Raw genomic sequence first — 24,405 nt, 5'->3', positions numbered from 1 at the left:
GGGGCAGAGCACCCGAGGGACGGCGCGAAGGGGTTACCGGCGTGCGAGTTCCCCGACGCCCTTCCCGTGCCCGTGCAGCTTTTGGACCGACTTCCTAAACACTGTGGATGCGCCTTTGAACAGCCAGAGCGTCGTGATCTTTAGGAGGACGGTTACGAGCTGGATGGCCCCGCCCACGAGCAGGAGCAGGGTGACGGTGATGACGGCGGGCAGGAACATGAAGGAAACTGCCGTCATTGTGCCGAGATATGCGAGGGCATAGCCGACGATGGTGGTCTGGTCCACTGGGATCCTCTGAACGTCCGGATCGGCTCCGGCGCCTGCTGCGGAGTCCCCTTGCAGCTGCGGGTGATGCGGGCCCGGTCGTCGTTGACAGGTGCGCGATACACGGGACTGATGCTCCGAATGGTTGCCTGTTCGCCTGTTGTTGCGAGGGTCTTTAAACGTGGCGCCGGCTGCTTGCGGTCATATGGTCCCGGGTGGTTAGCCGTGGAAAACTGCTGGTGATCCCGACTGCCCCCTTTTTCCGATCTTCGTCGCGGTGACGCTGCTGCACCTGCCGATGTGGATTTTTTATAGCATCGCCGGGACGCCTCCGCAAGAGTCTGCGGGAGCAGACTTTTCAGGGGAGGGGACTGCAAGGCGGCGCAGGGGGCCGGAGGCCTTCGCGATGCCCGGAAGGCTGTCCTTTGCCACGGCCAAGGCGTACCTTTTTCTCACCAACAACACCGGGCCCGGGCCGGGCGCCTACCCCTCCGGCCGGAAAATGAGGAGGACAAGATGGAGAACTTTCTCCGGCGGGGCGGACTCGAAGTTCCCGAGCCCCTGCGCCGGTTACTGCAAGGCGACGCTGATCTCTGGCTTCGGGTAGAGGAATTCCAGGAGGGAACCACGCTGGTCGTCAGAACCGATGCACCCGGAGTCGATCCGGAAGAAGACGTCGACATCACTGTCTCCGATGACACCCTGCACATTGACGTGCGGCGGGAGGAAAACAAAGACGATAAGGACAAGACGGGCTATCGCAGCGAAGTCCGCTACGGCGACCACTCCCGCAGCATCTCCTTGCCCCGCGGTGTGAGCCAGGACGGCATCCTCGCCACGTACACCGACGGGGTCATCGAAATCCGTATCCAGCTTCCTGAACAGTTCCCAACCCCGGGCCCGAAGGTGCACGTCTCCCGCCCCGGAAGCCAAGGCCCCCACCAGTCTCCGGAGGCACCGGAGAACTACGTCACCTGACCCGGAACGCTTCGTGCATAGGGTGCCCGAGCACTGGCGCCGCCGGTTGCCTGGACGCCCGCGGGGCCAGTGTCCCGGATCCGCCTATTTGGGAGATTTCCATTGACCGCCCTGACGTCGCATCGCCGCTGAGTGTCGCCCCGGACGTCATTCCCGTGCAGCACCCGCTCGGGGGTTTCCTAGGGTGCGGGTTTGCCGATGATGGACGCAGGCGGCTTGGGGAAGGCCGCCGCCGGGTACATTTTGGCCACTTTGAGCATGTAATTGGCCCATTGGGGTCCGGCGATCATGTACCCGTCGATGCGGCTGTAGAACTTTCCGTTGATGGTGAGGTTCCTGCCGGGCCGCTGCTGGCCTTCGAGGGTGTCGCCGAAGAAGGACGCTGTGGCGAGCCCGGTGGTGTAACCGACTACCCAGGTGGCGCCGTTGCTGTTGTTCGTTCCTGTCTTGGCCGCGACGGGGACCCGGCTTTGGACTTTGGGATTGATGTAGATGCCGGAACCCTTCCTGAGCACGTCCTGGAGTGCCGCATTCACGCCGCGGGCCACGTTCGGCTCTACGGCGTCACGGCAGCTGGGGGCCTGGGCCGGAAGTGCTTTTCCGGCGAGGTCCGCCACCCGGAGAATGGCGATGGGCTCGCAGTAGCGGCCGTCGGCGGCGAAGGTGGCAAAGGCATTGGCCATGTGCAGCGGTGCCACACCGGTGCCGCCCAGCACATTTCCGAGCTGGTGCATGTTGACCGTGGTGCCGTCCAGGCCGCTGTGGATGCCTACGGCTTTGACCATGTTCTGGATTCCGCAAATATCCAGTTGCGCCACTTCAGCAAATGTCGCGGTGTTGATGGAGTTGTAGAGGCCGTAGTTGGCCGGCATTTTGCGATAGTACCCCTCTGAGGCGTTTTGAAGATCGTCGGCGGCTTCCAGGCCGGCCCTTCGCTGCTTGGTGCTGTAGCCGCCTACGACCTTGCCGCAGGAAGACCGCCAGCGGAATCCCAGCGGGTACTCCCGCTTTGAGGCGTCCACCGTCTCCGTCATGGTCCTGCCTTCGTGCAGCCATTCGGCGAAGGTGAACGGCTTCATGGTGGATCCCGGCTGGAAGCCGCCTGCGCCGTTGAGGTCGTTGCCGTTGGCGTCCTTGGAATCCACGTTGAAGTTCAGCTGGGTATCGAACTTTCCGCGCTGGGGAAGGAACACCGTATTCTGCGCCATGGCGAGGATCTTGCCGGTTCCAGGCTGGACGGAGACCAGGGATGAGCCCCATTTGGCCGGATTGGCCCCGGCCGTCGAGTCCACCTGTGCCTGCGCGGCTGCCTGCAGCCTGCTGTCCAGCGTGGTGGTGATGGTCAGCCCGCCGCGGCGCATCTTCTGTTCGCGCGCTTCGGCGTCCGGGCCGAACGCCGGATTGTTGAGGATCAGATGGCTCACGTAATCGCAGAAGTACGGGGCCATGGCGGCGGCGGCACAACCCTGCCGGGACGGCCTGACCTTCAGGCCCACGCCGGAGGCTTTGGCGGCGTCATGCTGCTTCTTGGTGATCTTGTCCTGTTCCAGCATGGCGTCCAGGACCTGGTTGCGCCGCTGGATGGAGTTCTTCGGATTGGTCACGGGATCGTAGACGCTGGGGCTGTTGACCAGCCCGGCCAGCAGGGCCGCCTGGGGCAGGGTGAGTTTGCTGGCCGGAACGCTGAAGAAGTACTGGGCGGCCGCCTCAATGCCATACGCGTTGCGGTTAAAGAAGACGATGTTGAGGTAACCCTCGAGGATCTGGTCCTTCGTGTATTTCTTTTCCAGCGCGATGGCGAGCCGCATCTCGCGCAGCTTGTCTCCCATGTTCTTCTGCCCGCTGAGAATCACCTGGTCTTCGCGCCCGGCGGAAATTTTGGATTCGTTGGCCACGTTGGTGACGTACTGCTGGGTGAGGGTAGACGCCCCCTGCCGCTCCCCGCCTGTCAGATTGCTGGTCAGCGCCCGCAGCAGGCCCCGGGCATCCACACCGCTGTGCTCGTAGAAACGGCTGTCCTCGATCGCGATGATCGCATCCTTGACGTACGGGGACATGTTCTTCAGCGGGATCCGCACCCGGTTTTCCTCATAGAAGCTGGCGATCAGCTTTCCATCCGCGGTCACCATCCTGGTGGTTTGCGCCGGCGTTTGCACCGCCAGTTCGGTTGGGAGACCGTTGAAGAAGCTGATGGACCTGCTGACGGTGGTGCCCGCGAGGGCGATCTGCGGAACGAGGTAGCCCGCGACGAGGACACCGCAGATGCTGCTCAGGAGGACGAACCCGAGCATCCTTGCCAGGAACCTGCCCATTCGGGATGACAGGCGATTTCTTGCCATCATTGCAGCTCACACCCCGTCAGATGTGAGACAAGAATACGCGCCCTGAGTCGTCCGATCCAGCCACAATCCACCGCCGACCGGCGCGCAGAGAACTCGCTCCCCAGCCCAGTGCGATCCTCCACATTTCACCACTGCCATTCGCGCTGTCGTCGGTTGTAAGATCAGTCACCATCAACGGTGGCCGGAATACCGGAACAGGCCTGCCTCGTCGATTCCCGTTGGTGTAGGGCCTGTGATGGGGTGCGGCCTGCACGGAAGAGGGATTGGCCATGAGCACCAAACTGCCCCAAGTGCGCGTTCTGGCTTACAACGGTGAAGACATTGGCATGGGATTCAATAGCGACAGCGGTCTCGCCATTGGCACTGCGCTTGATTTTGACGAACCGGTGCGGCAGTCGGGGCAAGAGGCGAAGGCAACCGCGGAAATCATCACGACGCATGAGTCGCTGATGGAATCACTGGGCGTATCGGCGGAGGCAGAGGGGAGATATGGCTTTGCATCGGCAGGCCTGAAAGTCGACTTTTCGAAAAATACTTCATACAACTCTGTGTCAACGTTCGTTGTGGCAAAAATGGTCGTAAACAACCAAGTTGTGCGGGGACGGAACTTCCGCATTAAGGAGGACGCGCGTCGACTGCTAATGGCAGATTCGGACGCGTTTTCCACGGCCTACGGAGACTCCTTCGTCCGGGGTCAGTTCAGGGGCGGTGAATTTTTCGCGGTGCTCCGGATCACATCGTTGGATACGGCGGTTCAAACTGATCTTGCAGTGACCTTGCAGGCGGAAATCAACGGTGCCGTCGCTGCAGCTTCCTTCACGGGAAAATATGACACCTATAAGAGTGAAGCCCATTCACGGGTGGAACTCCATGTGGTGTTCTACCAGAAGGGCGGCGAGGGGGAGGAAGAAATAGGGACGACGACGAGCGTTGACGACGTTAAGGACCGCCTCAAGTCACTGCCGTCCGCTGTTGCAAGGCATCCCTTTCCGTATGAGATCGAAGTGGCGACCTACGACACGGTGCCGGTACCCGTCCCCCCGAAAATTTGGCAAGACGCCTTCGTAGTGGCGACGGCCGATGCAGATCGTCAGAGACTGAGTTATCTCCAGAAGTACAACGACTTCACGTTTGCGGCGGAACACCCGGAATTCTTCGAAGATCCTCCTCCTGCCACCGAAATCCGCGCGGCCACGCAGGCTTACGCGCGCGCTGTCGACGCCGTGACCCGCCACGCCATCCGGCTCTCAAGGGGCGAAATCGACCCGCCCCAACTCTTCGACCCGGCTGGGGTTGATCCGCCACTGCAGTTTCCGGCCGTCGAGTTGCGGCGGCGGATCGGTGGAGTAGAACGCAGTTACGCCGACTGGTACGAGAGGAGGGACCAGCCCGGCATTCTTTCCGACGACCGAAAGCTGGTCAATCAGGTTGCCTGGGCTGTACACGACCGCATCGACAATCTTGAAGGGATTGTGGATCCAGGCGGCGACCCGCTGAAGACAGAACACATGCGCGGTGAGGCGCTTGCACAAGCCGTGAACGGCATGGAGAAGTTCCGTATCGAGTGGTATCCCGACAACATGGGTATCACATCCATCGCACACCTTCCAGCGATGATCGCAAAGGACCGCCTCACCGAATTAGTGATCACAGGCGACCATAACGAGGGCGCGCTAACGAGTTTGCAAGGCATAGAGCAGCTGGAAAAGCTTGAGCTGCTCAATGTTGCGGGGAACCGGATCGGACAGGTACTCGACCCCGCGCGACTGGCGTTTCTGCGTGAGCTCGATGTTTCAAACAACGAGATCAGGGATGTGTCAGCTTTCGGGCACTATCCCAGCCTCGAGGTGCTCAGTATCGGGGGCAATCGGATCGCGGATATATCCCCGCTGGCAGCAGCGACCAAACTGAGGACCCTGCAACTAAGCGACGTTAAAATCACGCTCTGGTCGGACGATAAACCCGTTGAACATATGATGGCCAAGACTGAATTTGGGGTATGGAGTGTCGAGACGCACGACAATCCGTTGCAAGTAATTACCGGACTGGATGCAGTACCCGGCATCGCGAATCCCTTCTTGAACTTCGATCAGTTCAACGTCCGCTTCGGCGTCCTAAAGGACGGCCCGGACGCGCAGTTCCGCGGACGCGCCGAACGGATCGGCCTTTCCGAGAAATTCGCCGTCCACCTGGCCCGCGACGGCGAACGCCTCGAAGACGAGTGGCGTCTACTCAGTGTCAGCCGAGAACCCTCTGGTCCTCTGGCGGCGGAAGCATTCCAAGCAGTTCAAACATTCCCACTCGGAGCGAAACTAATTACCCTGATCAGCCCGGCCGCGAATTTCCTGATTTGGACGGCTGCACTTGAAGGAAACGCAGCGTCCACCCAGGCCAATGCCACGTTCCTGAAGGACTCCAGCTTCATCACGTGTGACGTGGAGCCATAGCCCTTGCATGGGACGTTCCTAGGCGAAACGTGTAAGGGCGTCGGAGAGCGGCGCGGACTACCGGCGTCCTCAGGGCGCCGGGGCCTATCAACGGTCGTCGGCGTCGAGCCACGCCAGGGCTGCTGTGACGAGCGCTTCGGTTCCGGTCCGCAGGGTTGGCTGGAGGACGGGCAGGAACATTGGCGAATGATTGGCCGGAATGTCTTCCTGGACCCGCCCGGCCAGCTCGGCGGCATGCCAGGCCTCCGGGTCCGTTCCGCCGATACCCCAGTAGGTGTAGGGGATGCGAGCGGCCCGGGGAATATCGCTGAAGTCTTCGCTGGCGGTCTGCAGGTCCAAGCCTCCGGCGCGGTCTCCAAAATAGTTGCTGAACGCCCCTGCGACGCGCGCGGTTGTTTCCTTGTCGTTGGCCGTAAGCGGGAACCTGTCGAAGATCTCGAACTCCGGTTCCTTCGGGCAACCGCTGGCTTGGCACTCGGCCTGGACGGTGCGGCGGATCGAGGCGAGAATGCGCTGCCGGACCGAATCGGTGTAGGTGCGAAGATTCAGTTCCAGGACCGCCTCGTCGGCAATGATGTTGCTTTTGGTGCCGGCCCGAAGGCTTCCGACTGTGAGGACGGCCGGTTCGGTCGGCGGGGTCTCCCGGGAAATGATCGGCTGGAGCCGGACGACGATCATGGCGGCCAGGACGACGGGGTCAACGGTGTTTTGCGGCATCGAGCCATGCCCGCCGCGGCCGTGGACCGTGATGCGGACGCTGTCCGCGCTGGACAGGACAGCCCCAGGCCGGGTGGCGACGCGGCCCGAGGGACCGGGCAGCACATGCTGGGCGAGGGCGACCTCCGGTGCCGGAATGCGGGCGAGAAGACCGTCGTCGATCATGGCCCGGGCGCCGTCGCCGGTTTCCTCGGCCGGCTGGAACAGCGCCACGAGCGTGCCTTTCCATAACTCCTGGTGCCCGGCGAACAACTGCGAGGCGCCCAGCAGGCATGCGACGTGGATATCGTGCCCGCAGGCGTGCATGACCGGCACCTGTTCTCCTGCCTGGTCCACCGCCGTGACAGTGCTCGCGTAGTCGGCGCCGGTCCCTTCCTTCAGGGGCAGCGCGTCCATGTCGGCGCGAAGCAGGACGGTAGGCCCACTCCCGTTGTGCAGCACTGCCGCAACTCCGGTTTTGCCGATCCCGGTCTCAACCTCGAAACCGTAAGAGGTCATGCAGCGCGCGACGTTTGCAGCGGTCCGGTGTTCCTGATGGGAGAGCTCCGGGTTCCGGTGGAGGTCTTGGTAGAAATCCTCCTGTTCGAGAAGGATTGAATCGTAGTGCTGCAGTATCTGCGCGGCCGCACCCATCTGGACTGTCCTTTCGTCCGGTTCCGGTGACCTGCCCGGTGCGGTCCCACGATACGCCGGCGGCTCCCGGGCTGAAAGAGCAGCTCTCGGCGCTGGGCGACAGTTGGCAGCTCTCACCCTCGGTACATCATTGCGAGGGCGTCCCTGGCCGGCCCCTTTAACTTCCACGGGTCCATCGCATCGTGCGGCAGCGCCGCCGTCGTGGCCGACCAAACAGCAGACCAGAACTCTTCTTCCGCGGAGCCTGTGTTCGGGGGGCGACGGATGAACCAGTCGTAGCCGCGGGGCCTCGGTGGCAGCCCGGCATCGGCCACATAAGCGTCGATGTCGTCGTCTATTGATTCCAGCTCAGCGTCTGTAAGCAACGACGGCGACCGGTGTTCGGTGCCGTCGGGGTAATGAGTGACGACCACTGTCTGACGGTCCCGGGGCGCAGCCGGAACTCGCACGAAGTTGCCCGGTCCTGCGGCCCAGACGACCAAGGCACCCCACCCGTTGTCGGTGGCGGGAATCCATCCCGCTGGCGCTTCGGAAAACTCCAAGGACTCCCACGGGTCGTTGCTCATGACCGCCATTCTCCACCGCTCCTGCGATTCTTGAAACGGAATCAGAGCCCGAACCCGAACGGAAAGGTATTGATTCTCGCGGCGGCCACCGTGTGCAAGGCCCTGGATCCCAGCCCCCCCAGATAGCTGGGGGACACACCGAGTCACAGTGCCGTCTTTGTTCACCCTTGAACAGGTGTGAGCTGCGGCCCAGCTCCCGATTGGCGCTGGTTAGAAGCGTCGTGTGCGCGCAAGCCGGGCCATACGCCCCGCAAACATGGTCCGTGTGGGTGGAGGCAACAAAAAAACCCCTGGAATCCTTGGATTCCAGGGGTTTTCCCTTGTGCGCGGAGGGGGACTTGAACCCCCACCCCCTTTCGAGGACTAGCACCTCAAGCTAGCGCGTCTGCCATTCCGCCACCCGCGCAGGTGGTAATTCGGAGGTTCCGACTCGCCTTTCGGCGTTTCGCTTCTCTCCGAAGCAGCGAGAAAAACTCTAACACGAACTTTGCGGAAAGATGGAATCGGGCCGAGTGGGTAGGCTGAACGTACGCGTGCCGGCGGCATAAACCCCGCCATTGCGCGCCGAAACCGCATTCGCTATGCAATAGGAGTGATCAATGTCTCACATCCGGCCCGAGGATGAAGTCGTCAACATCTGCCAGGAGCTCATCCGTATCGATACGTCCAACTTCGGGGACGGTTCCGGGCCGGGCGAACGCGCAGCAGCCGAGTACACGGCGGGGTTGATCTCGGAAGTGGGACTCGACGTCGAAATCTTCGAATCCGAGCCGGGCCGGGCCAACGTGGTCACCCGTCTGGCAGGGGAGGACCCGTCCGCAAGCGCCCTCGTGGTGCACGGTCACCTGGACGTCGTGCCGGCCCTGAAGGAGCAGTGGTCCGTGGATCCGTTCGGCGGCGAACTCAAGGACGGGCTGATTTGGGGCCGTGGCGCCGTGGACATGAAGGACATGGACGCGATGATCCTGTCCGTCATGCGGGACTTCGCGCGCACCGGGCGCAAGCCGAAACGGGACCTGATCTTCGCCTTCTTCGCGGACGAGGAGGCGGGCGGCACTTTCGGCGCGCGGCATGCCGTCGAAAAACGCCCCGAGCTTTTCGAGGGTGCAACGGAAGCGATCTCCGAGGTCGGCGGTTTCTCCGCAACCATCGGCGGGCAGCGCACCTACCTGCTGCAGACCGCTGAGAAAGGACTTTCCTGGCTGCGGCTGGTTGCCCACGGCCGCGCCGGCCACGGGTCCCAGATCAACACGGACAACGCCGTGACGCGGCTGGCCAGCGCCGTTTCGCGGATCGGTGAGCACAAGTGGCCGGTTGAACTGACGCCCACCACCAGGCAGTTCCTCGACGGCGTGACGGAACTCACCGGCGTCGAATTCGATCCTGACGATCCGGACAAGCTCCTCAAGGAGCTGGGAACCGTTGCCCGCTTCGTGGGAGCCACCCTGCAGAACACCACCAACCCCACCCAGCTCAGGGGCGGCTACAAGCACAACGTCATTCCCGAGTCCGCCGAGGCGCTGGTTGATTGCAGGACGCTTCCGGGCCAGGAGGAGCAGGTGTTGGAGATGGTCCGCGAATTGGCCGGATCCGGTGTGGAGGTCAGTTACGTGCACAACGATGTGTCGCTGGAGGTGCCGTTCTCCGGCAACCTTGTGGATTCCATGATCGACGCCCTGCACTCCGAAGACCCTGGCGCGAAGGTCCTGCCGTACACGCTCTCGGGCGGCACCGACAACAAGTCGCTTAGCCGGTTGGGGATCACTGGATATGGCTTCGCCCCGCTGCTGCTCCCGGACGACCTGGATTTTACGGGCATGTTCCACGGCGTGGACGAACGGGTCCCGGTGGATTCGCTCAAATTCGGCGCACGGGTCCTGAACACGCTGCTCACCAGCTACTGAGGATTCGCATGGGTCCCGAACAGCTGCTGCCGGACTCCCTGCTTGAACGGATCCGGGGGAGGGCGGCAGGCTATGACGAAAGGAATGAGTTCTTCTTCGAAGATCTCGAGGAACTCACTGCCGCCGGCTACCTGAAGGTTTTCGTTCCGGCTTCCGACGGCGGACCCGGGTTTGGTCTCGAAGCCGTCGCGGGCTGCCAGCGGCGGCTGGCGACGGCGGCCCCCGCCACCGCGCTGGCCGTGAACATGCATTTGGTCTGGACCGGAGTGGCCAGGGTCCTGGCGGACCGCGGTGACACCTCGCTGGACTTTGTGCTGAAGGAAGCTGCCGCCGGCGAGATTTTCGCCTTTGGAAACTCCGAAGCCGGCAACGACTCCGTCCTCTTTGACTCCCTCACGGAGGCGAAGCCGCTCACTGGCGGCAGCTATTCGTTCACGGGAACCAAGATCTTCACTAGCCTCTCGCCGGCCTGGACCCGGCTGGGAATCTTCGGCAAGGACACCTCTGCACGGAGCGGCGATGGCGAGCTGGTGCACGGATTCATTGACCGCACTGCCTCCGGTTATGAGATCCTCGACGACTGGAACACCTTGGGGATGCGCGCCAGCCAGTCCAATACGACCATATTGCGCGGTGCCACGGTGCCGGCAGACCGTATCTTCAGGAAGCTGCCGGTGGGGCCGAATGCGGATCCGCTGATCTTTGCCATTTTCGCGTGCTTTGAAACGCTCCTTGGCGCGGTGTACACAGGCATCGGCGAGCGGGCCCTGATCCTGGGCGTCGAGGCGGCCAGGCGCCGGACGTCGTTCAAGAATGGCGGCCGGAGCTACGCCCAGGACCCCGACATCCGGTGGAAGGTCGCTGAAGCAGCCATGGCAATGGACGCGCTCTATCCTCAACTTGCACAGGTGGCCAGGGACGTGGATCAGCTGGTGGATCACGGAAGCCAGTGGTTCCCGAAGCTCGTGGGGCTCAAGGTCCGCGCAACGGAGACCGCCCGGACGGTCGTGGATCTGGCGATCCGGGTCTCGGGCGGCTCAAGCTACTTCAGGGGAACGGAGCTCGAACGGCTCTACCGCGACGTCCTGGCCGGAATGTTCCATCCGTCGGACGACGAGTCGGCGCACAACACCGTTGCCAACGCCTGGCTGGGCCCGCTCGAGGAGTAGGGAGTTCGGGGCGCAGTGAAACTGCGCCCCGGCCGGGAGCGTGCCGGACCTAAACAGTCCTCTGAACCTGCGTGACGCGGCGGCGCAGCCAGAAGCGGCGGCCACCGCCCACATAGAGTCGGCTCCGCTCCAGTTCCCACTTGCCGTATTCGGAGTGTTCCACCAGACGCCGGCGCGCTTCGGGCAGTGAATCGTCAGGACTGAGCGTCAGTACCAGGTACTCGTACTGCCTCACGTAGTCCCGTTCCCGCAGGACCGAGCTGGTCAGAAAATGTTCCTTCATTGCTCTCCATTTTCGTCCTTTTCCCGCTAACGTGAAGTCATGAGCATCGATCCGCGTGTCGCGCTTCAGTCCCTGACCTCCGCCTTGGAAGAACATATGGTTGCAGCTTCAACGCGAAGGGGGGATGGCGACCCTGCGGTGGAAGCGGCATTTTTTGCAGTTGCTGATGCCTTTGAAGTCTACGAGGACGCGCTGTACGAGGCCTACAACGAAGTCACGCCGCTCCAGGTTTTCGACGACGAGGAAGACGAAGACGAAGACAGCGAAGTGGACGATGACGAGGATCTGGAGATCGTCGACGAGTGAATCGGTGGGGGAGGGGACCCCGGCCTCGCCGGACCAACTGATCAAGACGGAACTGCTGATCTAGACGGAACTGCTTGAGACGTCCTCGAGTGCGCGGGCAATTTCCGCCGGCAGGGGCGTTAACTGCGAATCCAGGATCTCTTTAAGCTGCACGGGCGTTCGGGGTCCCACGACCGCGGTGGCCACACCGTGCTGTGAAAGCAGCCAGCTCAACGCCACATCCAACGGGGACCGGCCCAGTCCGCGCGCCGCCATGGCAACCGCCTCGACAACCTGCGCCGCAGGCTGCTCCAAATAGGGTTCCACGTACGTGGCAAGGCGGGTTCCGGCAGCCCGCGAGTCGGCTGGAACATGCCCGCGATATTTGCCGGTGAGGACACCGCGGCCAAGGGGAGCCCACGCCATGAGTCCCAGCCCTGCATCCTCGACGGCTGGGATGATCTCCTCCTCGGGCTTGCGGCGGAGGAGCGAGTATTCCGACTGGCCGGCCACGAGCGGGAATCCGGCGACGGCAGCAGCCTTCGCTGTCTGCCAGCCGTTGTAGTTGGAGATCCCGGCGTAGCGTGCGCGTCCGCTGCGGACCGCAAACTCAAGGGCAGAGAGGGTCTCGTCCAGGGGAACATTGTGGTCCCACGCCTGGGCGAACCAGATGTCGACATAGTCGGTCCCCAGCCGGACGAGGCTCGCGTCCAGGGCGGACAGCATCGCGTTCCGCGAGGCGTCCACTTTCTGCCGTCCGTCCGACGCCGATAGTCCCGCTTTGGTGGAGATCACCACTTCCGTGCGGGAGACGACGTCGCCGAGCATTTCCCCCAGCATGGCCTCTGCCTGACCGTCGGCGTATGAAGCCGCCGTGTCCACCAACGTGCCGCCGCCGTCCACGAACGTCCGCAACAGTTCGGAAGCGTCCTGCTCATCAGTTTCACGGGACCATGACATGGTGCCGAGGGACAGGGCGGAGGCACGAAGCCCACTATTGCCGACGTAACGCTGCTGCATAGCAGCAAGCTTACGGGGAAACCACCGGTGTCATGACGTAGGGTCTTAGCGTGAACTGGTTTGAAGCGGCCCTGCTGGGTCTTGTGCAGGGACTGACCGAATTCCTCCCGATTTCATCGAGCGCCCACCTCAAAATTGTGGGCTCCTTTCTGCCAAATGCGGCGGACCCCGGCGCCGCCTTCACGGCGATCACACAGCTGGGTACCGAAACCGCCGTGATTGTCTACTTCTGGCGGGACATCGTCCGCATCGTCAAGGCCTGGTTCGGCTCGCTAAGGGGACGGGTCTCGCGCCAGGACCCCGACGCCCGAATGGGCTGGCTTGTGATCCTGGGCAGCCTGCCCATCATTGTCCTGGGCCTCCTGTTCCAGGACCAGATCGAATCAGTCCTTCGCAGCCTGTGGATCGTGGCCACCACACTGATCGTCTTCGGCCTGATCCTCGCCGTGGCAGACGCCATCGGCAAGCAGGACCGGGACCTGACCGGACTGACGTACCGGCACGGCATTCTCTATGGTCTCGCCCAGGCCATGGCCCTTATCCCGGGGGTGTCCCGCTCCGGAGGCACCATCACTGCGGGTCTCCTGATGGGTTACACCCGGGAAGCCGCCGCCAGATACTCATTCCTGTTGGCCATTCCGGCGGTCTTCGGCAGCGGCCTCTACCAGCTTTTCAAAGTCGTGGCCAAGGACGGGGTGAGCGGGCCGTTCGGTCTGCCCGAGACAGCCCTGGCCACGGTCATTGCCTTCGTTGTGGGATACGTCATCATCGGCTGGTTCCTGAAGTTCATTTCAACCCGCAGCTACCGGCTCTTTGTCTGGTACCGGATCTTCCTGGGCCTGGCCCTCTACCTGCTGCTCGGTTTCAATGTCATCAGCGCCTAGCACTAGGCTTGGGCTGTGAAGTCCTGGATATCCCGCCCCGTTCCTGAGCTGCCGGGCAAAATGCCTGCCCTCCGCCTGTTTGACACAGCCGCGGGCGGGTTCGTCACCCTCCAGGCCAACGGTGAGCAGTCAATGTACGTCTGCGGAATCACCCCGTATGACGCCACCCATATGGGGCACGCAGCCAGCTACGTCGCTTTTGACCTGCTGAACCGCGCCTGGCGGGACGGCGGGCAGCAGGTGTCCTACGTCCAGAACGTCACGGATGTGGACGACCCCCTGCTGGAACGCGCGGCCGCCACCGGCGTCGACTGGCGCGAGCTGGCGGCCAGCCAAATCGAGCTCTTCCAGACTGACATGGAAGCCCTCAACGTCCTGGCACCCGACCACTACGTGGGTGCTGTCGAAGCCATGCCGCTGATCGTCCCGGCCATCGAGCGGCTCCTGCACCTGGGCCTGGCCTACCGCGTCAAAAGCACACCCGGTGAGCCCGACGGGGACGTCTACTATGACGTCGAGGCCGCCGGCAAGCACGCCGTCGACGTCGGCGCCTGGACACTCGGAGCCGTCTCCGGCCTGCCTGAGTCTGAAATGCTTGAACTGTTCGCCGAACGCGGCGGAGATCCCGGGCGCGCCGGCAAACGCCAGGCGCTTGACCCGCTGCTATGGCGGGTGGCCCGTGACGGCGAGCCCAGCTGGGCCGGCGGCGAGCTTGGCCAAGGACGCCCCGGCTGGCATATCGAATGCACAGTCATTGCCCAGGAGTACCTGCCGGCACCCTTCACGGTGCAGGGCGGCGGCTCCGACCTCGTCTTCCCGCACCACGAAATGGGGGCAGGCCACGCCTATTCGCTCTCGGGCGTGCCCTTGGCGAAGCATTTTGCCCATGCCGGGATGGTGGGGCTGGACGGCGAAAAAATGAGCAAATCCAAGGGCAACCTTGTCCTGGTGTCCAAGATGCGGGCCGCGGGGGAGGAACCTGCCGCCATCCGGCTGGCCATCCTTGCCCACCACTACCGCTCAGACTGGTCCTGGACCGAGGATGGCTTCTCGGATGCCAAGGAACGGCTTGAACGCTGGCGCACAGCGCTGGCCGTGGCACCGGACGGCTCGGCCGCGACTCTTCTGGAGGAAATGCGTGCGGCACTGGCCGCCGACCTTGACGCTCCCACGGCGCTGGCCGCGGTCGACCGCTGGGCCGAACGGGCGCTGGCCGGCGGCGTGAACAGGTCCGCGGCCGACCGCGCCCTAGTGAGCGACGCCGTCGACGCGCTGCTCGGCATCGAACTGTAAAAATCTGCCCGTAGCGGCGGGCTTTACGGCTTGTCCTTGCCCCTCCTTTTCAGGTAGCGCTCGAACTCCCTGGCGATGGACTCACCGCTGGCCTCGGGAAGGTCGGCGGTGTCCTTGGCCTCTTCAAGCTGCCTCACGTAGGCGGCGATTTCCGGGTCGTCCGTTGCCAATTCGTTGACGCCGCGTTCCCAGGCGTCGGACTCCTCGGCCAGCTCGTGGGTGTCCAGCGGAACCTGCAGCAGTTCCTCGACGCGGTGCAGCAGGGCCAACTGCGCCTTGGGCGAGGGCGCCTGGGCCACGTAATGCGGTACGGCCGCCCACAGAGACACCGTGGGAATTCCCGCGAGCAATGCCACCTCGGACAGCACCCCCACGATGCCCACCGGCCCCTCGTACTGGGAGGCCTCCAGGTTCAGCCGTTCGCGCAAGGCAGCGTCGTCGGTCGAAGTACTGACCGGGATAGGACGGCTGTGCGGCACGTCCGCCAGCAGGGCACCCACCAGCACCACGTAGTCCACGTGGAGGGCCTCGGCGTGGACCAGCAGCTCGGCCGTGTAGGCACGCCACTTATAGGACGGCTCGGTTCCCTGGACGAAAATCACGTCAACATTGGTTTCGGGTGCACTGGCCTTGTAAATGCGCGTGGACGGCCACTTGATCTTGCGTTCCCCGGAGGCCGTTCGCCGTACTGTGGGCCTGGTGAACTGGAAGTCGTAATATTCGTCGGCGTCAATGGAACCGACCTTTTTCCCGGCCCACAGCTTGTTGAGATATCGCAATGCGTCGCTGGCCGCTTCCCCGGCGTCATTCCAGCCTTCGAAGGCGGCAAGCATCACTGTAATGCGCTGTCCCTCCGGAACTGGCTGCAGCAGCTGCTCCGGCTCGGGCGCTGTACCCGGTTCGGTGGTATCTCCGTCGAAGCTATTCATCCCTTCACCCTACTTCCAAGACTGTTCCCGATGCAGTGAATGAACCGCCCACATCCGGTCCGGACCGGGGAATAAGGCCGGCCGCCCTGCCACATTCCCGCAATATTCGCCGAGGGCGTAGGCGCCACCGCTTGGAAGGGCGCTGCCACATGGGGCCCGTAGACTGGAAGGCATGCGATCCTCAGCCGACCAGCCCCTGCTCAAAGCCGTTTTATGGGACATGGACGGCACCATAGTCGACACCGAACCGTATTGGATTGAGGCCGAGCACGAGCTCGTGGCTGCGCACGGCGGAAGGTGGTCCCACGAGCAGGCCATGCAGCTCGTGGGCCAATCCTTGGTATTTTCTGCCGGCGTTCTCCAGAAGGCCGGCGTCAGCCTCGAAATTCGGGAAATCATCGATACCCTGACCGCGCAGGTCATCAGCCGGGTGCGGCAGAATGTCCCGTGGCGCCCCGGAGCGCGTGAACTGCTCGACGAACTTTTCAGCGCGGGTGTGCGTTGTGCCCTTGTGACCATGTCAGAAGCGCCGCTTGCCCGGGAAATCGTGGCCAGCCTGCCACGGCCGTACTTCGAGTTCCTGGTCACCGGCGATACCGTCACTAAGGGCAAGCCGGACCCCGAGGCTTACCTCAAGGCCGTGGAACTGCTCAGGCAGGACGACTTGGAACTCACCGTGGACCATTGTGTGGCGTTGGAGGACTCAGCCCCGGGTGTAGCCGCCGCCCTCGCCTCCGGAGCGATGACCGTTGCCATTCCGCACATCGTGCCGCTGCCCGCCGATCCGCGCCGGGCCACGTGGGACTCGCTGGAAAACCGGGGAGTCACCGACCTCCAGGGCCTCGTCGCCCTCAGGCATGGATTGGCCAAGGCCGCATCAACGCTGGAAAGCGTCAATTAAAGGAGTAGCGCACGTGTCCGACCCCGCTTCAACCGGCCCCGCCCCGCAGGACAGCGGCAGCCGCCGCGAGGGCATACGCCTGGGCAAGATTGCGGGCATTCCCGTCATCCTTGCGTATTCGTGGTTCATCATCGCCGCCTTCACCGTCGTCGTATACGGCCCTGTGCTGCAGCACAACAACCCGGCTCTCGGCGCCGCGGCCTACTACGTCGCCTTCGCGTACGCGCTATTGCTCCTCATCTCGGTCCTGGTCCACGAACTGGCCCACGCCCTGACCGCAAAAATCTATGGCTGGCCCAGCGAGAAGATTGTCCTCAACCTCTGGGGCGGCCACACGCAGTTCGAAAGCTTCACGGCCACCCCCGGGCGGTCGGTTCTCGTGGCGCTTGCGGGTCCGGCCGCCAATTTTGTGCTTGCCGGGGCGGCCTGGCTGCTGATATCCACAGCCAACCTGGCCGGCGTAGCAGACATCCTGACCAACATCTTCTTCTGGGCCAACCTGGTGATCGGCATTTTCAACGTCCTGCCCGGCCTGCCACTCGACGGCGGCCGGCTTGTCGAGTCCGCTGTCTGGAAAGCCACCGGCAGCCACGCGAAGGGCACCATCGCCGCCGGGTGGGGCGGGCGCATCATTGTCATCGCCTTGGGAGTGTGGTTTCTTGCGCTTCCCGTTCTCCGCGGAGACACGCCGGACACCAGCAACCTGCTGATCACTGTCCTCGTCGGCGGATTCCTCTGGATGGGCGCGTCGGCATCCATCCAGCAGGGCCGCCTGCGCAGCCGCCTCCATTTGGTGAGCGCAGCGGCGCTGGCCGAACCCGCCGTCGGACTTCCGGAATCGGCAACCGTGGCGGACGTCCTGGACCTGACAGCGGGCGGCCGCAACGGCGTCGTGCTGTGTGCTCCCGACGGCAGGCCCAGCAGCCTCGTGGACTACGCTGCCCTGGCAGCCGTCCCGGCAGCGGTGGCCGCAACAACTCCAGCCACCGCAGTTGCCTACGCCCTCGGGGCGGGCGCGTACGTGCCGGAGTGGTCCAAGGGCCAGGAACTGATCCAGTACCTCTCACAGCTGGACGGCCATGACTACGCAGTTATTGACCACAACGGGCGCGTGACCGGCATCCTGCGGCAGTCCACCGTGGTGACGGCCGTTACAGGCAAGGCGCCCCGCGAAAACAGGCGCCCACAGGGCCAGAGCCGGTAGAGTTACGTGCCGGTCGTGAAATCGGCAGCCGAGCCACAGAGCAGCCTGCCCGGGCCGCCATGGAGCACGGCGACACAGCTTTACAGGAGCGAGGAATAGTCATGAGCAGCGAACTTGCCGCCAACGGGTCCAGCGCGGCCCCTTCCGCCACGGTACCCGGCACGGGGACGGAAACGGCGGCAGGTACGGCGGACCAGCCGGTCGGCGCTGCCCGGCGGCGGGGACCCTTCCGCGAGGGCGAGCGTGTGCAACTGACTGACGAGCGCGGCCGCATGAATACCATCAGCCTCGAATCCGGCGGAGCGTTCCACACGCACCGCGGCTTCCTCAACCACGACGACATCATCGGCCAGGTGGACGGATCGGTCGTCGTCAACAACGTGGGCCAGCAGTACCAGACCCTCCGGCCCCTCCTCTCCGACTTCGTCCTGTCCATGCCCCGCGGCGCGGCAGTGGTTTACCCGAAGGATGCCGGCCAGATTGTCACCATGGCGGACATCTTCCCCGGGGCGAGGGTGGTGGAAGCCGGCGTGGGATCCGGTGCGCTTTCCATCTCGCTCCTCCGTGCGGTGGGAGACCAGGGATACCTGCACTCGTTCGAACGCCGCGAGGAATTCGCTGCGATCGCCCGCGGCAACGTCGAGACCATTTTCGGCGGACAGCACCCGGCCTGGAAGATCTCGCTGGGCGACTTCCAGGAGGAAGTGGTCCGCAGCGAAGAACCCGGTTCCATCGACCGCGTGGTGCTGGACATGCTCGCTCCCTGGGAATGCCTCGATGCCGTGGCCACTGTCCTTGCGCCCGGCGGTGTCTGGATCAACTACGTCGCCACCGTCACCCAGCTCTCGCGGACGGCCGAGGCCATCCGCGCCGATGGCCGCTTCACCGAGCCGGACGCGTGGGAATCCATGGTCCGCGGCTGGCACCTTGAAGGCCTCGCCGTCCGCCCCGACCACCGGATGGTGGCCCACACCGGCTTCCTGCTGGTCACCCGGCGACTGGCCGACGGCGTCACCGGGATCTCCGTGAAGCGACGCCCGTCCAAGACCGACTTCAACGAGGACGATGTCAACGCCTGGACCCCCGGAGCTGTGGGGGAGCGCCTGGTCTCGGACAAGAAGCTGCGGCGGGCTGCACGCGACGCGATCGCGGGCACCAACGTCAAAGACGATCCGGAGATCACAAACTAGTCCGTATTTCGGATGTCTCCAGCAGTACTCGCCAACTTGGGGCTATGGTCTTAACAGAAGCGCAGGAAGGGGCTGATGCATCATGGAGACGCCGAACAATGACTCTGTACCTACGCCGGCCGAGCAGGCAGCGGCCAATGAGCTGTCTGTTGCAGACCGGCAGGTCAATATCCTTCGGGACAAGCTACGGCACATCGACCGTCAGCTGGCAGCTGCCACGCAGAACAACTCCAAGCTCGTGGCGATGCTGGAAACGGCCAAGTCCGAGATCCTTCGGCTGAAGAATGCCCTCGACCAGGAGGGCCAGCCGCCGTACAGCTTCGGCACCATCCTCCAGCTGAACCCGCGGCGCCAGCCGACGTCCGGCAGCAGCGGACAGGCCGCAACCGAGGAATCGGTGGACATCTTCAACGCCGGACGGAAGATGCGGGTGGGCGTCAGCCCGCTCGTCAACATGAACCAGCTTGCGGTGGGCCAGGAGGTCCTCCTTAACGAGGCGCTGCTCGTGGTGGCCGGCCTCGGGTACGAGCGCGCCGGCGAACTCGTGACGCTCAAGGAAATGCTGGGCCCGGACCGCGCCCTCGTCCTGGGCCGGGCAGACGAGGAACGCGTCATCCGGCTGGCCGGGCCGCTCCTCGCCGAGAAGCTGCGGGTGGGCGACGCCCTGTCCATCGATTCCCGGACCGGCTACGCCCTCGAAAAAGTCCCGCGGTCCGAGGTGGAGAACCTCGTCCTCGAGGAAGTCCCTGACATCACCTATGAGGACATCGGCGGCCTTGGCCCCCAGATCGAACAGATCCGGGACGCCATCGAGCTGCCGTTCCTGCATCCGGACCTTTACCGCGAGCACGGCCTGAAGGCGCCCAAGGGCATCCTGCTCTATGGCCCTCCCGGCTGCGGCAAGACCCTCATAGCCAAAGCCGTGGCCAACTCCCTGGCTGCCAGGGCGGCCGAGCGGTCCGGCAACATTGACCTGAAGAGCTACTTCCTTAACATCAAGGGACCGGAACTCCTCGACAAGTACGTCGGCGAAACCGAGCGCCACATCCGGCTGATCTTTTCCCGCGCCCGTGAAAAGGCCTCGGACGGCAGCCCTGTGGTGGTGTTCTTCGACGAGATGGACTCCCTGTTCCGGACACGCGGCACCGGTATCTCCTCGGACGTCGAGACCACCATCGTGCCGCAGCTGCTGAGCGAGATCGACGGTGTGGAGCGCCTGGACAACGTCATTGTCATCGGTGCCTCGAACCGGGAAGACATGATCGACCCCGCCATCCTTCGGCCGGGGCGCCTGGATGTGAAGGTCAAGATCCAGCGGCCTGACGCAGAAGCAGCGGCCGACATCTTCAACAAGTACATCACCACGGACCTGCCGTTCCATGAGGACGACCTCGCCGAGCATGACGGCGACGTCGAGGCGACCGTCGACGCCATGATCCAGCGCACCGTGGAAGCCATGTACTCCACCGAGAAGTCCAACGAGTACCTCGAGGTCACCTACGCCAACGGTGACACGGAGATGCTGTACTTCAAGGACTTTAACTCGGGAGCGGTGGTGCAGAACGTCGTTGACCGCGCCAAGAAGTATGCGATCAAGGACCTTCTGATGACGCAGCAGAAGGGCCTTCGGATCGATCACCTGCTGAGGGCAGTGGTCGACGAGTTCCGGGAGCATGAGGACATGCCGAATACCACCAACCCCGATGACTGGGCCCGCATCTCCGGTAAGAAGGGCGAACGCATCACCTACATCCGCACCATCGTCCAGGGCAAGGCGGGGCAGGAGCCAGGCAAGTCCATCGAGACCATGCCCAACACGGGCCAGTACCTGTGACGGCCGGTTCCGAGGCATCACCCGGGGGAGCCCTGCCCCCGGGCGGCGCCATGCGCGTGATGGGGTCGGAAACCGAATACGGCATCCATGCGCCCTCGGCACCCGGGGCAAACGCCACCATGATGTCCGCCCGGGTGGTGCAGGCCTATGCCCAGGTCACCCGGCTGCGCGCTGCAGGCGGCGCCGAGACCCGGTGGGACTACACGGATGAGGAGCCCCTTCACGACGCCCGCGGCTGGACGCTGGAACGGGGACAGGCCCACCCGAGCCAGCTGACGGACCAGCCCCCGGTGCTGGATGCGGAGGCCGTGGCCCTGGCCTACGGCCGGGACGAGCTGGACCTGGATGGTGAGGACGAATCCGGTTCCCTCCTGATGAACATGGTCCTTGGCAACGGTGCCCGGCTGTACGTGGACCATGCGCATCCGGAATATTCCAGCCCGGAAGTGACCAACCCGGCCGGCGCCGTGGCCTGGGACGCGGCTGGCGACCTCGTGGCGCTGTCCGCGGTCCGGCGGCTGGCCGGTGACCCTGAGCTCCCGCCAATCAATCTTTACAAGAACAACACCGACAACAAGTCCGTCTCTTATGGTTCCCACGAGAACTACCTCATGCCGCGCTCGGTCCCCTTCAGCGACATCGTGAAGGGACTGACGCCGTTCTTCGTGACACGCCAGATCATCTGCGGCTCCGGCCGGGTGGGGATCGGGCAGGACAGCTCCCGACCCGGCTACCAGATCAGCCAGCGTGCGGACTTCTTCGAGGCTGAGGTGGGCCTGGAAACCACCATCCGCCGCCCCATCATCAACACCCGTGACGAGCCGCACGCAACTGCCGACAAGTACCGCCGTCTCCACGTGATCATTGGCGACGCTAACCTCAGCCAGGCCTCCAACTACCTCAAGTTCGGAACCACGGCCATGGTCCTGAGCCTCATCGAGGCCGGACTGGCCCCGCGGATTGAAGTCCACGAACCCGTCGCTGCGCTGCAGACCGTCAGCCACGACACATCCCTGACAGCGAAAATCAGGCTCGTGGACGGGCGGCGTGTCACGGCGCTGGACCTCCAATGGATGTACCACGAGGCCGCCGCCAAGCTCGCCCAGGACACCGGCGTGGCAGATGCGGTGGATGGCGACGGACATACCCATGCCGTGCTGGACCAGTGGGCCGCCACGCTGACCCAGCTGGATAGTGACCGCTCCGCCGCGGCCAACTCCGTCGAGTGGCTGGCCAAGCTGTCCATCCTCGAGGGTTACCGGCAACGGGACGGCCTCGACTGGGACGATGCCCGCCTCGGCCTGGTGGACTTGCAGTGGGCGGATATCCGGCCCGAAAAGGGCCTGTACTACCGCCTGCTGGCGCGGGAGCGCATGCAGCGAATAGTTAACGACGCCGACATCGCCGCCGCGGTGACCGAACCGCCGTCGGACACGAGGGCATACTTCCGCGGACGCTGCGTCAGCAGCTTCAGCAGGGACGTGGTGGGCGCCAGCTGGGATTCGGTCATCTTCGATGTTCCCGGTTACGGAAGGCTCCAGCGCGTCCCGACGAGGGAGCCGCTTCGCGGCACAAAGGCCCTGACGGGAGCCTTGTTTGCCCGGCACCGCGAGGCCGGACCGTTCCTTGCAGAACTGCTTGGATCGGCACCTGCTCCGCCGCCGGCATAAACCCCCCGAAGAGCCGCTTCGCGTGGCAATATGGGCATACAGGATGTCCCGCCGGAGATGGCGGGACTGCGAGAAGGAGATGAACATGGCAGGGCAGGAGCAGCAGCAGCCGCAGCCACGCGACAGCGAGGTCGAGGAAGAGGTCCCCGTGCCGCCCGCACCGGCGGAGGGACAGGCATCCGCATCCACGCAGGGTGTTGACGACCTCCTGGACGAAATCGACGGCGTACTGGAATCCAACGCCGAGGAGTTCGTCCGGGCATTCGTGCAAAAGGGCGGACAGTAACCCGGCAGCGCCCCAACCCGCACCGGGCACGGAAGCCTGAGGTACCGCTGAATTACACGTTGAAGGAGTGCACCAGTGCAGGAGACAACAGCCAACAAGGTAGCCGCAAACGCGACGTCGTCGTTCACTGAGCATCTCCAACGCGACCGTCCGGAACTGCTTCCTTACAACAGGCCGTTCCTGGTCAGCGAGACCGCCGGCCAGCCGCTGCAGGTGCCACATGCCACCACAATCGTCGCCATGACGTACGCCGGCGGCGTCGTCATGGCCGGTGACCGCCGTGCGACCATGGGCAACATCATTGCCAGCCGCCACATAGAAAAGGTCTTCCCGGCGGACCAGTATTCAGTGCTCGGCATCGCCGGGACGGCGGGCATCGCCATCGACCTCACGCGGCTGTTTCAGGTTGAGCTGGAACACTACGAAAAGATTGAGGGGACGCTGCTGAGCCTGGACGGCAAAGCCAACAGGCTCGGTGCGATGATCCGCGGAAATCTGGCGATGGCCATGCAGGGACTCGCGGTAGTCCCGTTATTTGCCGGCTTCGACACCGCGGCCCAGATGGGCCGGTTGTTCTCCTATGACGTCACGGGCGGCCGGTACGAGGAACAGGAGCACCATGCCGTCGGTTCCGGGTCCATGTTCGCCCGCGGTGCACTTAAAAAACTCTGGCGACCCAACCTCGCCGAGGACGAAGCAGTCTCCGTTGCCATCGAGTCCCTCTATGACGCAGCCGACGACGATTCCGCCACGGGCGGCCCGGACCCTGTCCGGCAGCTCTGGCCGGTGGTATACACGGTCAACCGTGCCGGAGCCCGGCGCGTTGCCGAGCGCGAACTCGCCGCCGTCGCCGGCACTATCATCGAGGCCCGGGCAGCTGCCCGGCGGGAGGCCTGACATGACCCAGCAGTTCTATGTATCGCCCGAGCAGCTGATGAAGGACCGTGCGGACTTCGCACGGAAAGGCATCGCCCGGGGCCGGTCCGTGGTGGTCGTGAGCTGCGAGGACGGCATTGCCCTTGTGGCTGAGAACCCCTCTCCCTCGCTCCACAAGATCGGCGAGATCTACGACAAAATCGCCTTCGCCGCAGTGGGCAAATACAACGAGTTTGAAAGCCTCCGGCAGGCCGGAGTGCGCTACGCGGATGTCCGCGGCTATTCCTATGACCGCGAGGACGTCACCGCGCGGGGGCTGGCCAGTGTCTACGCACAGAGCCTGGGCGCTGTCTTCACGGCTGAGCAGAAGCCCTTTGAGGTGGAACTTGCCGTTGCCGAGGTCGGGGCGTCCCAGGACCGGGACCATCTGTACCGGCTCACCTTTGACGGCTCGATCGCGGATGAGCAGGGCTTCATCGTGATGGGCGGCCAGGCCGATAAAGTCTCCGGGGCTGTCGAGACGGGGTGGCAGCGCGACCTTTCCTTCGCCGCCGCGATCCGGCTCGCCGTCCAGGGGCTTGTCACGGACAACGAGTCACCCGACCTTCCGGCCAAGGCACTGGAAGTTGCGTTACTGGACAGGGGGTCGGAAAGCAGCAGGGGGACCCGGCGGGCGTTCCGGAGGCTGTCCGACGCCGACGTCATGGAACTGCTGGCTGAGGAGAGCTGA

The 24,405-nt window shown here is 64.0% G+C and carries 22 protein-coding genes and 1 tRNA gene; 15 read left to right on the top strand and 8 right to left on the bottom strand.

Going from position 1 to position 24,405, the window contains the following annotated elements; genetic code table 11:
- Window positions 1-33 precede the first annotated feature (33 nt).
- Window positions 34-285: a hypothetical protein gene (locus AC1DD3_RS13115; protein WP_230119508.1), complete on the bottom strand. Its 252-nt coding sequence runs from the start codon at window positions 283-285 to the stop codon at window positions 34-36.
- A gap of 495 nt (window positions 286-780) precedes the next feature.
- Here AC1DD3_RS13115 and AC1DD3_RS13110 point away from each other — a divergent pair, with 495 nt between their 5' ends.
- Window positions 781-1,242 (top strand): Hsp20/alpha crystallin family protein, encoded by a 462-nt coding sequence (locus AC1DD3_RS13110; RefSeq protein ID WP_230119507.1) that lies wholly within the window; start codon window positions 781-783, stop codon window positions 1,240-1,242.
- Window positions 1,243-1,421: 179 nt separating this feature from the next.
- Here the strand turns inward: AC1DD3_RS13110 and AC1DD3_RS13105 are convergent, their stop codons facing one another.
- A complete protein-coding gene (locus tag AC1DD3_RS13105) occupies window positions 1,422-3,584 on the bottom strand; it encodes a transglycosylase domain-containing protein (protein ID WP_476881846.1) in 2,163 nt (720 codons plus the stop codon).
- Window positions 3,585-3,853: 269 nt separating this feature from the next.
- On the opposite strand from AC1DD3_RS13105, the gene AC1DD3_RS13100 reads away from it, so the two are divergent.
- Window positions 3,854-6,031 (top strand): leucine-rich repeat domain-containing protein, encoded by a 2,178-nt coding sequence (locus AC1DD3_RS13100; protein WP_230119505.1) that lies wholly within the window; start codon window positions 3,854-3,856, stop codon window positions 6,029-6,031.
- 87 nt (window positions 6,032-6,118) lie between these two features.
- Here AC1DD3_RS13100 and AC1DD3_RS13095 read toward each other — a convergent pair whose 3' ends face one another.
- The 3 genes from AC1DD3_RS13095 to AC1DD3_RS13085 all read right to left on the bottom strand — a co-directional run bounded on the left by AC1DD3_RS13095 (window position 6,119) and on the right by AC1DD3_RS13085 (window position 8,353).
- Entirely contained in the window at window positions 6,119-7,381 is a 1,263-nt protein-coding gene (locus AC1DD3_RS13095) for an amidohydrolase (RefSeq protein ID WP_230119504.1), read from the bottom strand.
- Window positions 7,382-7,494: 113 nt separating this feature from the next.
- Window positions 7,495-7,947, bottom strand: a complete 453-nt coding sequence (locus AC1DD3_RS13090) for a DUF5956 family protein (protein ID WP_230119503.1) — start codon at window positions 7,945-7,947, stop codon at window positions 7,495-7,497.
- A gap of 323 nt (window positions 7,948-8,270) precedes the next feature.
- Window positions 8,271-8,353, bottom strand: a tRNA-Leu gene (locus AC1DD3_RS13085).
- Window positions 8,354-8,546: 193 nt separating this feature from the next.
- Between AC1DD3_RS13085 and AC1DD3_RS13080 the strand changes: the two genes are divergently transcribed.
- A complete protein-coding gene (locus AC1DD3_RS13080) occupies window positions 8,547-9,851 on the top strand; it encodes a M20/M25/M40 family metallo-hydrolase (RefSeq protein WP_476881845.1) in 1,305 nt (434 codons plus the stop codon).
- A gap of 8 nt (window positions 9,852-9,859) precedes the next feature.
- Window positions 9,860-11,020, top strand: a complete 1,161-nt coding sequence (locus tag AC1DD3_RS13075; RefSeq protein ID WP_230121071.1) for an acyl-CoA dehydrogenase family protein — start codon at window positions 9,860-9,862, stop codon at window positions 11,018-11,020.
- A gap of 49 nt (window positions 11,021-11,069) precedes the next feature.
- Here AC1DD3_RS13075 and AC1DD3_RS13070 read toward each other — a convergent pair whose 3' ends face one another.
- On the bottom strand, window positions 11,070-11,303 hold the full coding sequence (locus AC1DD3_RS13070; protein ID WP_230121073.1) for a DUF5703 family protein: 234 nt from the start codon (window positions 11,301-11,303) through the stop codon (window positions 11,070-11,072).
- A gap of 39 nt (window positions 11,304-11,342) precedes the next feature.
- Here AC1DD3_RS13070 and AC1DD3_RS13065 point away from each other — a divergent pair, with 39 nt between their 5' ends.
- Window positions 11,343-11,609, top strand: coding sequence for a hypothetical protein (locus AC1DD3_RS13065; protein ID WP_230121075.1), 267 nt, complete (start codon window positions 11,343-11,345; stop codon window positions 11,607-11,609).
- 60 nt (window positions 11,610-11,669) lie between these two features.
- Here AC1DD3_RS13065 and AC1DD3_RS13060 read toward each other — a convergent pair whose 3' ends face one another.
- Window positions 11,670-12,608, bottom strand: a complete 939-nt coding sequence (locus AC1DD3_RS13060; RefSeq protein WP_230121077.1) for an aldo/keto reductase — start codon at window positions 12,606-12,608, stop codon at window positions 11,670-11,672.
- A 50-nt stretch (window positions 12,609-12,658) separates the two neighbouring features.
- Between AC1DD3_RS13060 and AC1DD3_RS13055 the strand changes: the two genes are divergently transcribed.
- Both AC1DD3_RS13055 and mshC read left to right on the top strand, forming a co-directional pair.
- Window positions 12,659-13,492, top strand: a complete 834-nt coding sequence (locus AC1DD3_RS13055) for an undecaprenyl-diphosphate phosphatase (protein WP_230121079.1) — start codon at window positions 12,659-12,661, stop codon at window positions 13,490-13,492.
- Window positions 13,493-13,507: 15 nt separating this feature from the next.
- Window positions 13,508-14,785, top strand: coding sequence for a cysteine--1-D-myo-inosityl 2-amino-2-deoxy-alpha-D-glucopyranoside ligase (gene mshC, locus AC1DD3_RS13050; RefSeq protein ID WP_230121081.1), 1,278 nt, complete (start codon window positions 13,508-13,510; stop codon window positions 14,783-14,785).
- Window positions 14,786-14,808: 23 nt separating this feature from the next.
- Here the strand turns inward: mshC and AC1DD3_RS13045 are convergent, their stop codons facing one another.
- On the bottom strand, window positions 14,809-15,714 hold the full coding sequence (locus AC1DD3_RS13045; RefSeq protein ID WP_230121082.1) for a PAC2 family protein: 906 nt from the start codon (window positions 15,712-15,714) through the stop codon (window positions 14,809-14,811).
- A gap of 172 nt (window positions 15,715-15,886) precedes the next feature.
- Here AC1DD3_RS13045 and AC1DD3_RS13040 point away from each other — a divergent pair, with 172 nt between their 5' ends.
- The 8 genes from AC1DD3_RS13040 to prcA all read left to right on the top strand — a co-directional run bounded on the left by AC1DD3_RS13040 (window position 15,887) and on the right by prcA (window position 24,405).
- Entirely contained in the window at window positions 15,887-16,615 is a 729-nt protein-coding gene (locus tag AC1DD3_RS13040; RefSeq protein ID WP_230121084.1) for an HAD family hydrolase, read from the top strand.
- Between the two features lie 13 nt (window positions 16,616-16,628).
- The gene (locus AC1DD3_RS13035; protein ID WP_230121086.1) at window positions 16,629-17,819 is read left to right on the top strand and encodes a site-2 protease family protein; all 1,191 of its coding nucleotides are present in this window, start codon (window positions 16,629-16,631) and stop codon (window positions 17,817-17,819) included.
- 101 nt (window positions 17,820-17,920) lie between these two features.
- Window positions 17,921-19,009: a tRNA (adenine-N1)-methyltransferase gene (locus AC1DD3_RS13030; protein ID WP_230121088.1), complete on the top strand. Its 1,089-nt coding sequence runs from the start codon at window positions 17,921-17,923 to the stop codon at window positions 19,007-19,009.
- Between the two features lie 82 nt (window positions 19,010-19,091).
- On the top strand, window positions 19,092-20,843 hold the full coding sequence (gene arc, locus AC1DD3_RS13025) for a proteasome ATPase (RefSeq protein WP_230121090.1): 1,752 nt from the start codon (window positions 19,092-19,094) through the stop codon (window positions 20,841-20,843).
- Between the two features lie 50 nt (window positions 20,844-20,893).
- On the top strand, window positions 20,894-22,513 hold the full coding sequence (gene dop / locus AC1DD3_RS13020; RefSeq protein ID WP_230121130.1) for a depupylase/deamidase Dop: 1,620 nt from the start codon (window positions 20,894-20,896) through the stop codon (window positions 22,511-22,513).
- Between the two features lie 85 nt (window positions 22,514-22,598).
- Complete coding sequence (locus tag AC1DD3_RS13015) at window positions 22,599-22,799, top strand: ubiquitin-like protein Pup (RefSeq protein ID WP_215052505.1); 201 nt, start codon at window positions 22,599-22,601, stop codon at window positions 22,797-22,799.
- A 75-nt stretch (window positions 22,800-22,874) separates the two neighbouring features.
- A complete protein-coding gene (gene prcB / locus AC1DD3_RS13010) occupies window positions 22,875-23,696 on the top strand; it encodes a proteasome subunit beta (protein WP_230121096.1) in 822 nt (273 codons plus the stop codon).
- Window position 23,697: 1 nt separating this feature from the next.
- Window positions 23,698-24,405: a proteasome subunit alpha gene (gene prcA, locus AC1DD3_RS13005; protein ID WP_230121105.1), complete on the top strand. Its 708-nt coding sequence runs from the start codon at window positions 23,698-23,700 to the stop codon at window positions 24,403-24,405.

It is taken from the genome of Arthrobacter sp. 05T444 (assembly GCF_056395905.1).
This window is presented reverse-complemented; position numbering and strand designations above follow the sequence as displayed.

Bases quoted from the DNA above. Each gene is read 5' to 3' on its own strand.
- AC1DD3_RS13105 (WP_476881846.1), bottom strand. From the start codon at position 3,584: ATGATGGCAAGAAATCGCCTGTCATCCCGAATGGGCAGGTTCCTGGCA.
- AC1DD3_RS13070 (WP_230121073.1), bottom strand. From the start codon at position 11,303: ATGAAGGAACATTTTCTGACCAGCTCGGTCCTGCGGGAACGGGACTAC.
- AC1DD3_RS13060 (WP_230121077.1), bottom strand. From the start codon at position 12,608: ATGCAGCAGCGTTACGTCGGCAATAGTGGGCTTCGTGCCTCCGCCCTG.
- AC1DD3_RS13045 (WP_230121082.1), bottom strand. From the start codon at position 15,714: ATGAATAGCTTCGACGGAGATACCACCGAACCGGGTACAGCGCCCGAG.
- AC1DD3_RS13015 (WP_215052505.1), top strand. From the start codon at position 22,599: ATGGCAGGGCAGGAGCAGCAGCAGCCGCAGCCACGCGACAGCGAGGTC.
- prcA (WP_230121105.1), top strand. From the start codon at position 23,698: ATGACCCAGCAGTTCTATGTATCGCCCGAGCAGCTGATGAAGGACCGT.
- AC1DD3_RS13030 (WP_230121088.1), top strand. From the start codon at position 17,921: ATGAGCAGCGAACTTGCCGCCAACGGGTCCAGCGCGGCCCCTTCCGCC.
- dop (WP_230121130.1), top strand. From the start codon at position 20,894: ATGCGCGTGATGGGGTCGGAAACCGAATACGGCATCCATGCGCCCTCG.
- AC1DD3_RS13040 (WP_230121084.1), top strand. From the start codon at position 15,887: ATGCGATCCTCAGCCGACCAGCCCCTGCTCAAAGCCGTTTTATGGGAC.
- AC1DD3_RS13075 (WP_230121071.1), top strand. From the start codon at position 9,860: ATGGGTCCCGAACAGCTGCTGCCGGACTCCCTGCTTGAACGGATCCGG.
- AC1DD3_RS13095 (WP_230119504.1), bottom strand. From the start codon at position 7,381: ATGGGTGCGGCCGCGCAGATACTGCAGCACTACGATTCAATCCTTCTC.
- AC1DD3_RS13080 (WP_476881845.1), top strand. From the start codon at position 8,547: ATGTCTCACATCCGGCCCGAGGATGAAGTCGTCAACATCTGCCAGGAG.
- arc (WP_230121090.1), top strand. From the start codon at position 19,092: ATGGAGACGCCGAACAATGACTCTGTACCTACGCCGGCCGAGCAGGCA.
- AC1DD3_RS13065 (WP_230121075.1), top strand. From the start codon at position 11,343: ATGAGCATCGATCCGCGTGTCGCGCTTCAGTCCCTGACCTCCGCCTTG.
- AC1DD3_RS13090 (WP_230119503.1), bottom strand. From the start codon at position 7,947: ATGAGCAACGACCCGTGGGAGTCCTTGGAGTTTTCCGAAGCGCCAGCG.
- AC1DD3_RS13100 (WP_230119505.1), top strand. From the start codon at position 3,854: ATGAGCACCAAACTGCCCCAAGTGCGCGTTCTGGCTTACAACGGTGAA.
- AC1DD3_RS13110 (WP_230119507.1), top strand. From the start codon at position 781: ATGGAGAACTTTCTCCGGCGGGGCGGACTCGAAGTTCCCGAGCCCCTG.